Here is a 10,281-nt window from a genome sequence, read left to right on the forward strand (position 1 = left end):
CCCGACGTCATGTTGAATCTATTTCAACATCTTATAATCAAATGTTTTAAGTATTTTGCGTACTGAACCCCTGAAACACACCTATGCCGAACTCATTTCAGTAGTCAGAATAACATACGAATACAAAATGAATATAAACAGCCAATAAAATTCGAGCGAACCTATGATAGATTGGGAACCCCTTATACTTACCCTTAAGCTCGCTTTACTTACGACCGGGCTTCTTTTGATTATTGGCATTCCTCTTGCTTCTTGGTTGGCGTTTTCAACATCGAAACTAAAACCCGTAGTCGAGACACTCGTAAGTTTGCCATTAGTGTTACCGCCCACTGTATTAGGGTTTTACATGTTAGTCGCTTTTAGCCCAAACAATGCCTTTGGGACCTGGATTAATGAATGGTTTGGACTTCGACTAATCTTCTCGTTTGAAGGATTGGTACTAGGCTCTATACTCTATAGTTTACCCTTTATGGTTCAACCTGTGCAGTCTGGTTTGGCGGGTTTACCTAAAAGCTACAGAGAAGCTTCATATGTGTTGGGCAAATCAAAATGGGTTACTCTTATACATGTGTTACTACCTAATAGTAAACCTGCTTTATTAACAGGTGTCGTACTTTCGTTTGCGCATACTATTGGAGAGTTTGGTGTGGTTTTAATGATAGGAGGTAATATTCCAGGGAAAACCAAGGTTGCCTCGATAGCTATTTATGATGAAGTCGAAGCCTTACAATATGACACCGCGAACATCTATTCGCTCATTTTACTAGGGATCACGTTTTGTATTCTTTTAACTACATACCTCGTTAATGGTGGGTATCTCAAAAACATTAAGAGATGATTACCGTATCACTTTATAAGATCTTACATGCTGCTCAAGGATCAATGCCATTGGATATAGAGATCACTATCGAACCAGGCCAATTCATTACATTATACGGTGCATCAGGAGCCGGTAAAACCTCAATTCTACGAATGATTTCGGGATTGTTTACACCAGATCATGGTAAAATTATTGGCAATCATAAAACCTGGTTTGATTCTGTTAATAAAATTAATCTATCAGCTCAGCAACGTAATGTAGGTTTTGTCTTTCAGGAATATGCATTATTCCCGAACATGACAGTACGAAAAAACATAGCTTATGCGCTAGGTAAAAATCAAGACCCTGCGATTGTAGAAGAACTTATAGATCTTGTAGGATTGAAAGAACTGCAACATGTTAAACCCGATACACTCTCGGGCGGACAACGGCAGCGAGTTGCCTTGGCCAGAGCTTTGGTACAAAAACCAAAAATACTATTACTAGACGAACCCTTATCAGCCTTGGATACTAATATGAGACAACAATTACAAAATTATATGTTGACAATACACAAACGGTTCGACCTTACTACGATATTAGTGAGTCATGATATGGGTGAAGTTATGAAACTATCTGACTATATGTATGTATTAGATCAAGGGAAAATAATAAAATCCGGAACCCCCACCGATATTTTTACACCTCGACATATGGATACAAAATTTTATTGTACTGGTGAAATCGTAGATATCGCATATGAACAGGTATCTTGTAAAATCACCATACTACAAGGGGCGAATCTAACACAAATGTTCGTTAAAAAATCAGATATTGTGAACATTCGAATAGGAGATATGGTACAAGTTATTTCAAACTCGTTTGATCCCATCATTCAAAAAATCCTCTAAGTAAACTATCTCAGGGAAAACTCATGAGGTATTTATTTACTGAATATAATTTTAAGTTTCGAGGCAAGCCTCAGGGGGTATCGTACCCTTCGGCGGTCCCAATAATGAAAGAGCTTTACAGTTAACGGAGCATAAGAAAAACTATATAAAACTTAAAAAAATGTTAATTAATACTCAATAGTGTTAATAATTATCCCTATATTTGTAACGTTAAACGCTTCACACAATACTATAGCTTATTCAAATTAGCTGTTAATTCAATACAGTATACTCAAAAAAATTTGTAGGGTTTTTATTTATTTTCTACCCTGCTTGCTTTGTAATTATATCGAAGGGAATCGACTTGAATGTAACAGTTCGAGTTTGTTGGGGGACACGACTGGTATATAATTACGCACAATTCCCTCTTCAAATTGGAGAGGGAAATTTTTTATCCTAAAAATTAATTGGAATGAAAGTATTTCTTCAGCTCAGAGCTATTGTTTTTAATATAATTTGGATCGGGATTTTTATCACGCTTTGTAATATGTGTGTGAGTGACCATTATGAAGGAGCTAGCGATACCAAAATTGAACGCTATCAAACCATGATAATAGATCAATCGGTTATAGAGGCAGAATTATCAAATGAATATACCGAAAGAACCATAAAAATTCTCAAAGTTCCAGTGAAGACCTATGAATTTAACTATATTTTTACTGTACAAGATATCCCTTATACCGGAACTTTAGATCTTCAAAAGCTTCCAGAGGATACACGTATAAAAATATACTATTTAAAAGATAATCCTAATATCATCTCGTTAGATCCCTACAAAGATCTTGAAATTGAGCAGGAAAAAGGAACATCTAACGCTGACTTGTATTGGGGGATTTTGTGGGGATTCTTAGCAGTATTCTCTATATTATCACTTATTTTAAAGTTTAGAGGTGAAGAACAAAAACCCAAACAAACTCTACATAAAGCATCACCACCAGTTTCGACTGTACCTACAGATCAAAGTCCAGAAAATACAAGGACACTATCTGAAGACAAACCACTAATAAACAAAGAAGATCATAGCCGATTTATGCCCAGATAATGTACTAAACTGAAATAATTTCATCGCTATCCAGAACATTCTCTTGCCGTAAACGAAGTATAATCTGTGCTACTGCAACAGTGTCTTTTTCGCAATAGGCAATGATTCGATCGATATCCCGATCCTCATAATATACGTTTCTTACCTGACTACCATCAATATCATCCTTTGGTGAAGGGACTTTGAGAATTTCGGTTAATAGCTTTAGCGATGTATAATGTTTATAATCTCCAAATTTCCAAAGATCCAACGTATCCAAATGTGGTATTTCCCAAGGTTTTTTACCAAAAAGATTAAGTTTAAAAGGTAGCGCAATACCATTTATTATCATTCGCCGGGCAATAAAAGGAAAATCAAATTCTTTACCATTGTGGGCACAAAGTACGTGGTATGGACTGCTAAAATGCATTTCTATAAGATTCTTAAAATCGTATAACAGTTGCTTTTCTTCACCGTGAAAAGAGGTAATCCTAAAAGATCTCATCTCGCCTTTCAACGTAAAATAGCCTACAGAAATACATATAATCTTACCGAACTCGGCCCAGATCCCTGCGCGATCATAAAAAGCTTCAGGAGAAAATTCGTCTTTACGCTGATACTTGGTTTTATCTGCCCAGAGCAATTTCATTTCATCACTTAACTCTTCAAAATCATAGTGCTCTGGCACCGTTTCTATATCCAGAAATAAAATATGCTCAAGACGTATTTTATGCAGCATTACCAAGCATTTTATAAGCCTCTTCAATAAAAATATAAAAATCGTTGGTAAAGGATGTTCCTTTTGCCTTTTTACCACGTTGATGCCCTAATCGTACAATAATCACATCATCTTCGGGAATACAAATTACATATTGTCCCAAAATACCGCGCATCGCAAAAATTTCTTTACCCAAATGATCAGATAGCCAAAAACCATAACCATACATATCATCGTTTTTAAATCGTTTTTGAGTCGCTAGCTTGGTAAAGCGCTCTGGTAAAATTCGTTTCCCAGCAAAAACACCTTCATTTTTAAACAATACGCCAAACCGTGCAAAGTCTCTTGCGTTGCTAGCTATGCAACAGTACGCTTTTTCCATTCCGCTTTCTTCACTATCAAGTTGCCATAATGCACTATGAGTCATTCCCATGGGTTTCCAAAAATTTTCACTTAAATATGATGATACTGTTTTTCCTGTTGCTTTTTCGATCACCATCCCTAACAATTGCGTATTTCCGCTTAGGTACTTAAAGGTTTCTCCTGGGGTCTCAACTACCTCTAATCCCAATAACACTTCCCTGATATCGGTATCATAATAGGCTTTGGCTGTTATAGAAAACGGACTTTTATAGCTTTCTTCCCAATTGAGTCCAGATGACATAGAAGAAAGGTCTCCTACCGTTGTTTTTGCCGCTAAACCATTAGAAAATTCAGGAAAAAAATCACCTACAGGCTGCTCGAGACTTTTTATATGTCCTTGCATTATAGCTTTCCCCAGTAAGGCGGTAACTATACTTTTTGCCATAGAAAAAGAATTGGTTTTAGAATCTGTGCCATACCCATCGGCATATTTTTCATACCAGATACTGTCGTTTTTAATAATTAAATACGCTACTGTTCCTAACTTCTCATTAATTTCCTGTAATCGATGCGTGGGCAATACAGTGTTATAGTTGTCGTGAAGTGCCCATGGTATGGTAGAAGAACCATTTTCAATAGTATGATTATCAAAATGATGGTAATCATCGATGTACGCTGTAGTATGCCCTGTCATGTATACCACTCGTACACCTTTCAGGATATACTCACTATCAAAAACATACAATAGGAGAACACATAAAATAATAATTGCTAAGAATACTTTCAAAATTTTTTTAAGAATACGCATACGATGATTTACTAGATATAACTTTATAAAATGAAATGATTTGCATTATAAAATCTATTACGGCTTAAAATACCTTCAGTATGAAATTTTAATACATAATTCGGGTTTAATACATAATCTGAATTTATACTTTTTCAATTTACTTAAAAAATTGAACGCTTACACCTGCAATACTACACTATATCAGTTTCATTTTTTGAAACCAATCAAAAATTTCAAAATAAAGTCTGTTGTTTTACCGGATTTTCATGGTCTAATAACCATTTTTTTCTCCATAAACCACCGGCGTAGCCTGTAAGTGAACCATCACTACCAATTACACGATGGCAGGGAATCATGATCCATAACGGATTTTTACCATTGGCAGAAGCCGCTGCACGTATGCATTTTGGATCCCCGAGTCTTTTTGCAATATCCAAATAAGTCGTGGTGTGACCATAAGGAATGTGAAGCAGTTCTTTCCATACTCTTTTCTGAAAATCGGTGCCTGACGGATTAAGTTTTACATCAAAATCGGTACGTTTACCCTCAAAATACTCTTTAAACTGTACCACTGCTTCTTGTAAGTGATAAGGAATGGTATTTGAGACTGTTCGTTTAGACTCTTCCTTAATAGAAATTTTTGATATCCCTTCTTGATCTCCGGTTATCGCAGTTATGCCAAGCGGAGTCTCTATATAGGCAACATCACTCATTTTCTTCTTCATCTTGTAGAATACCCAATTTTCTTGCTCTGTTCTCCCAATTTTTTCTGGCCAAGACCTGCATATCGGTTTCCGTATCACTTTCGTCTACGATCTCTAATCCTAAAAGGGTTTCTATAACATCTTCCATAGAAACCAGACCGTTTACAGATCCATATTCGTCGACTACCAATGCTACATGATTTTTGGATTGTACAAGATCGTTAAACAAATCAGGTATTGGTAAATTTCTTGGGGTAAATAAGATGGGCCTTTTAATTTCAGCAAGTGTTTTTTGCCCATTTTGATTGGCCATTTCTTTAAAAACTTCATCCTTTAGCACCTGCCCTGTGATATTATCGGCTCTGTCTTTGTAGACTGGTATTCGAGAAAAACGAAGATTTTGATTTTCTTTAAAAAATGCTTCTATAGTGGTTTCTTCTGAAGCGATTTTCATAACCGTCCTGGGAGTCATGACATCCTTTGTTAATACCTCTTTAAAGGTAAGCAAGTTTTTGATTACTTTGGATTCAGACTCTTCGAATACTCCTTCTTCTTCAGCGATATCTGCCATTGCCCTAAAATCTTCTCTACTCAATACAGAACCGTGATGCCCCTTACCCCCTATTAGTTTCGTAGTTAGCTGAAGTAACCATAATATTCCAGTATATTTTAGCGGAGCGATTAAGATGATCAACGCTTTTGATGTGAAATTAGCCAACTGCTTCCAAAATGTAGCCCCTATAGTTTTGGGAATAATTTCAGAAACTACCAGGATTAATATGGTCATAATCGCCGATACCACACCTACGACATTAACTCCGAGTATCTCAAAAGAATACGGTAATTTTTCGGCCTGTACCCCAACTAATATAGCACCAACAGTATGCGCAATAGTATTCAGGGTTAAAATGGCGATCAAAGGCTGATCTACATCTTTTTTAAGATTTTCTAAGGTAGTTGCATAGGGTTTTTCTTCCTTTTTTTTAAGGTTGATAAAGGTCGGGGTCACACTAAGCAATACGGCCTCTAAAATTGAACATAGAAACGAAAAAAAAATGGAAACAACGGCGTATAATATAAGTAAGGTCATGTTTTATTAGGTATACTACGAAAATACGGATTTTGATGAGTAACGCTGCTATTATTTCTGTACTTCTGTCATATAAACTTCTAAAGCTTTTAGTTCTTCTTCAGAAAATGTTTTAATAATAGCAAAATTTGTCTTCATAACAGCATAAGTTTCAGGATCGACAATAGGTTCTGCCTGCTGTTTTAAAAAAGCAATTAAATCTGCATCCTGTTCTTTATAAATCTCAACAATTTTGTGTATACTCGGGCCAATAGAATTTTTATCTATTTTGTGACAGGTATAACATTTTCCTTTACCCTTAAAAATCTTCTTGCCGGTATCAAAAGCAGAAATTTCCTTTTGCTGATTACCAATTTTTATAGTTTCTTTTTGTTTTTTTTCAGATTGGCAACTTATGGCAATGATGCTTAAAATAATAAGTGCGATTCTACTTGTTTGCATGTAAAAGGTTGTATTCGAAAGTTAGTAACTCAGCTGACTAAACATTAATGATTTAACTTAAAAGCTTTACGGCATCTTTGGCAAAATAACTCGCTATAATCTGTGCCCCAGCTCTTTTAAAGGCCACTAATTGTTCCAGCATTACTGCATCATGATCAAGCCATCCTTTTTCTGCAGCAGCTTTTAACATCGCATATTCACCGCTTACTTGATATACAGCTACAGGAACATCTACATAATCCTTAATCTCTTTGACCAAATCAAGATACGCTAATCCTGGTTTTACCATCACGATATCGGCACCTTCTTCTATATCCATTAAGGTTTCTTTAAGCGCTTCACTTCGATTTGCAAAGTCCATTTGATAGGTTTTTTTATCTCCAAACCCCGGCGCCGAATCTAAAGCATCTCGAAAAGGTCCGTAAAAAGAAGAGGCATATTTGGCGCTATAGCTTAGTATTCCTGTATTTTTAAAGTTCTCTTTTTCTAGCAACTCTCGAATGGCCATAATGCGGCCATCCATCATATCACTGGGCGCTACAAAATCTGCTCCTGCTCGAGCATGAGATAAAGACATTTGTGCCAACACTTCACAAGTTTTATCATTTACGATAGCTCCATCTTCGACTATCCCATCATGACCGTATGACGAATAGGGATCCAGGGCAACATCTGTCATCACCAGCATTTCGGGAACTGCGTCTTTTACGGTCTTAATAGCCCTTTGCATCAATCCGTCATCATTTAATGCTTCATTACCTTCGTTATCTTTAAGCGCATCAGGAACTTTTACAAAAAGCAACACCGATTTTAACCCTAAAGACCAAAGTTCTTTGACTTCATTTTGGAGTAAATCTAAACTGTACCGATAATATCCCGGCATTGAAGAAATTTCTTCTTTCACACACTTACCTTCTACTACAAAAAGAGGGACTAAAAAATCGTGTGGTGTGATATAATTTTCTCTAACCAAAGAACGAATGGCATCATTGGTTCTAAGTCGTCTGTTTCTTCGAAATAATTGCATTCTTAAGAATAAATTTTATAGGGTAAAGATACTGATATATCTCATAATAAACGATCGTTACTCGACTGGAAATCATCATAAGATTTTTGTTTTAATGAAGGTCCCGTGTAACAAATTTTTCCCTATTCAGTCTTATTTTTAATAGGAAGCAGGCAACTTTTTGTATCAAAAAAACGTCTTAAAATAATGAATAGTAGTTTAAATCAAATTTCAAATCATGACATACAAAAATATCAGGGTAACTCTTTTATTTTTTTCTTTTGCTACAGTAGCATCCGCTCAAACCATAACTTCTAAAGTAGTAGATAAAAAAACTAACGAGCCTATCCCTTATGCAACCATACAGCTATCAGAAAATCAGGGAATTATAACTAATGAAGAAGGGCGATTTAATGTTACTCTCGAAAACAATGAATCTCAACCTGATTCAATCTATATTTCATCCATGGGATATGAAAAAGTAGGAATAGCAGTACATCAGCCTACCGATAGTATTATTTATTTGGCTCCTAAGGCTATAGAATTAAATAGTGTTTATGTATCGAACAAGAATTTGACTATTGATGAGATTATAGAAAACGTGAAGAACCGTCTAGATCAGAACTATAATTTTGGGCTATCCCAAAAACGTCTATTTTTTAGAGAATCCGAATTTAATACTATTAAAAAACTACATGTTGATTTCAAGAAATCAACTATCGAAGAGCTCAATAAACAACTTATCGATAGTGTGGTGTCTATTATTCCGAGAAAGTCGCAATATTACACAGAGACCTTATGCGATCTCTACGGGGATTTTGAGAAAAGAAAGCTACATATTATTAAAGCAGCCGAATTATACGATAAAAACAATGAAGTATCTATGGAGGCTATGTCTAAACGTATGGAAGACATTTTTATGAAAAATGTAAAACCCGATTCTTACCTAAAAATAAAATCAGGAATTTTTGGAACCAAGGTGCAGGTAGATTCGATTCTTGAAAACAATAGCGAAGCAACTGCAGTCAAAGATGAAATCAAGGACAATAAAGAAGACAAAAGTGACTTTTTGAAACATCGAAAATCTGGACTTAAAACCCTTATGTCCAGTCTTTTTTTCAATGAAGATGTGATGTCTAATTTCCTAAACAAATCAAACCGATATGCTTTTGAGCTTGTGGACTATACAAGTATTGATGATTATAGCGTTTACATCATCAATTTTTCACCGAAAAGAAAAGAAGATTTTAAAGGAACCCTCTATGTAAATACAGAAGATTTTGCGGTAGTTCGAGTGGATTATCAAAATGTGAGAAATCTTAAAAATTTCAAGCTCTTAGGGCTTCAATATCAAGACAACCTATATAAAGCAAAGATGTTATTCAACAAAGGAGCTAACCAAAAATACGATCTGAAATACCTTGAAATGTATCGTGGTAGTTATTTTGGAGTTGATCGCCCCTTAAAAGTAATCGAAAAAAACAAACATGTAAAAGGTCCTCGAAAACAAAATGAGTTATCATTAGATATCGATGCTGGTTTCAATACTGTGAGTAAATATGAGATTGTGGTTTTTAATTCGAAACAATTATCAGAAACTGATTACAAAAACAGTAAAGAAAACAAATCAATCAAACCACAGTATTTATCCCAATACGATCCGCAATTCTGGCAAGGATATACTATTATAGAGCCCAACGCCGCTATACGACAATTTACAGTGGCTCCGGAAACGGAGTAGATGTTATACTAGTGCAAAGATTTGAACAATTGAATTAATACTAACTCTCCTCTCGAGAGGGGCTGGGATGTGTAAAATGAGCAAGAAAAGAAAGATAATCCCATATAATCCAAAATTAAAAGAGCTAGCAAGGCAATTAAGGAATAATAGCACAAAAGCAGAGGTTATTCTTTGGTTAAAGTTGAAAGGAGAACAAATGTATGGCTATGATTTTCATAGACAAAAACCTATAGATAATTATATTCTAGAACTCGTTGTGCATTATGAAAGAAACAGTAGAGAAAAGCGTCAACTCAAGTGATTTTTCGTAATAAAATGAAGAAAAATTGTATCGAGAATAGCTTTTCGGATCCAAAATCCTATTCTCGATACACTTCTTCCTCGGGTCGAAGCACTCGAATTGACGGATTTAAAAAAAATAAATACACAACAGGTATCCTAGACTTTTTTTGTCATGAACTCATGCTAGGTATTGAAGTAGATGGATATTCTCACGAATAAGCTCCTTTTCCCCGTAAGAGGGGAAGGAGCTTATTTGTAATAGTTAATACTTAATCTGACAATTTTAGTAATTTAGTTTAAATCAATTTAAATATTTGTCAGATGAACACAGAAGAAAAAATCATCAAACCAAAGTTAGGACTATTAGAGTTAGCAA

At 35.3% G+C, this 10,281-nt stretch carries 12 protein-coding genes; 6 read left to right on the forward strand and 6 right to left on the reverse strand.

Features of this window, described 5'->3' with window-relative positions:
• Positions 1-166 precede the first annotated feature (166 nt).
• The 3 genes from modB (at position 167) to J8281_RS18195 (ending at position 2,791) form a co-directional block, all read left to right on the forward strand.
• A complete protein-coding gene (gene modB, locus J8281_RS18185) occupies positions 167-838 on the forward strand; it encodes a molybdate ABC transporter permease subunit (protein WP_210199103.1) in 672 nt (223 codons plus the stop codon).
• Positions 835-1,710: a sulfate/molybdate ABC transporter ATP-binding protein gene (locus tag J8281_RS18190; RefSeq protein ID WP_210199092.1), complete on the forward strand. Its 876-nt coding sequence runs from the start codon at positions 835-837 to the stop codon at positions 1,708-1,710. Before modB ends, J8281_RS18190 begins: the two co-directional genes overlap by 4 nt.
• A gap of 451 nt (positions 1,711-2,161) precedes the next feature.
• Complete coding sequence (locus J8281_RS18195; protein ID WP_210199093.1) at positions 2,162-2,791, forward strand: hypothetical protein; 630 nt, start codon at positions 2,162-2,164, stop codon at positions 2,789-2,791.
• A 4-nt stretch (positions 2,792-2,795) separates the two neighbouring features.
• Here J8281_RS18195 and J8281_RS18200 read toward each other — a convergent pair whose 3' ends face one another.
• The 6 genes from J8281_RS18200 to hemB form a co-directional block, all read right to left on the reverse strand.
• Positions 2,796-3,509 carry a 3'-5' exonuclease gene (locus tag J8281_RS18200; protein WP_210199094.1) on the reverse strand — a complete coding sequence of 238 codons (714 nt, stop codon included), beginning with the start codon at positions 3,507-3,509 and terminating at the stop codon, positions 2,796-2,798.
• Complete coding sequence (locus tag J8281_RS18205; RefSeq protein WP_371812635.1) at positions 3,499-4,638, reverse strand: serine hydrolase domain-containing protein; 1,140 nt, start codon at positions 4,636-4,638, stop codon at positions 3,499-3,501. Before J8281_RS18205 ends, J8281_RS18200 begins: the two co-directional genes overlap by 11 nt.
• Before the next feature lie 236 nt (positions 4,639-4,874).
• The gene (locus J8281_RS18210; protein ID WP_246849161.1) at positions 4,875-5,366 is read right to left on the reverse strand and encodes a methylated-DNA--[protein]-cysteine S-methyltransferase; all 492 of its coding nucleotides are present in this window, start codon (positions 5,364-5,366) and stop codon (positions 4,875-4,877) included.
• The gene (locus tag J8281_RS18215; protein WP_210199096.1) at positions 5,347-6,435 is read right to left on the reverse strand and encodes a CNNM domain-containing protein; all 1,089 of its coding nucleotides are present in this window, start codon (positions 6,433-6,435) and stop codon (positions 5,347-5,349) included. The genes J8281_RS18210 and J8281_RS18215 overlap by 20 nt, the downstream gene beginning before the upstream one ends.
• Positions 6,436-6,486: 51 nt before the next feature.
• Positions 6,487-6,876 carry a c-type cytochrome gene (locus J8281_RS18220; RefSeq protein WP_210199097.1) on the reverse strand — a complete coding sequence of 130 codons (390 nt, stop codon included), beginning with the start codon at positions 6,874-6,876 and terminating at the stop codon, positions 6,487-6,489.
• A gap of 52 nt (positions 6,877-6,928) precedes the next feature.
• Positions 6,929-7,903, reverse strand: a complete 975-nt coding sequence (hemB, locus tag J8281_RS18225; RefSeq protein WP_210199098.1) for a porphobilinogen synthase — start codon at positions 7,901-7,903, stop codon at positions 6,929-6,931.
• Positions 7,904-8,120: 217 nt separating this feature from the next.
• Between hemB and J8281_RS18230 the strand changes: the two genes are divergently transcribed.
• The 3 genes from J8281_RS18230 to J8281_RS18240 all read left to right on the forward strand — a co-directional run bounded on the left by J8281_RS18230 (position 8,121) and on the right by J8281_RS18240 (position 10,124).
• Entirely contained in the window at positions 8,121-9,623 is a 1,503-nt protein-coding gene (locus tag J8281_RS18230) for a carboxypeptidase-like regulatory domain-containing protein (protein ID WP_210199099.1), read from the forward strand.
• A 76-nt stretch (positions 9,624-9,699) separates the two neighbouring features.
• Entirely contained in the window at positions 9,700-9,924 is a 225-nt protein-coding gene (locus tag J8281_RS18235) for an endonuclease domain-containing protein (protein WP_210199100.1), read from the forward strand.
• Positions 9,925-9,938: 14 nt separating this feature from the next.
• Complete coding sequence (locus J8281_RS18240; protein WP_210199101.1) at positions 9,939-10,124, forward strand: hypothetical protein; 186 nt, start codon at positions 9,939-9,941, stop codon at positions 10,122-10,124.
• Positions 10,125-10,281: the final 157 nt, after the last annotated feature.

Origin of the sequence: Aquimarina sp. U1-2, assembly GCF_017897595.1 — a bacterium.
Lineage (GTDB): Bacteria > Bacteroidota > Bacteroidia > Flavobacteriales > Flavobacteriaceae > Aquimarina.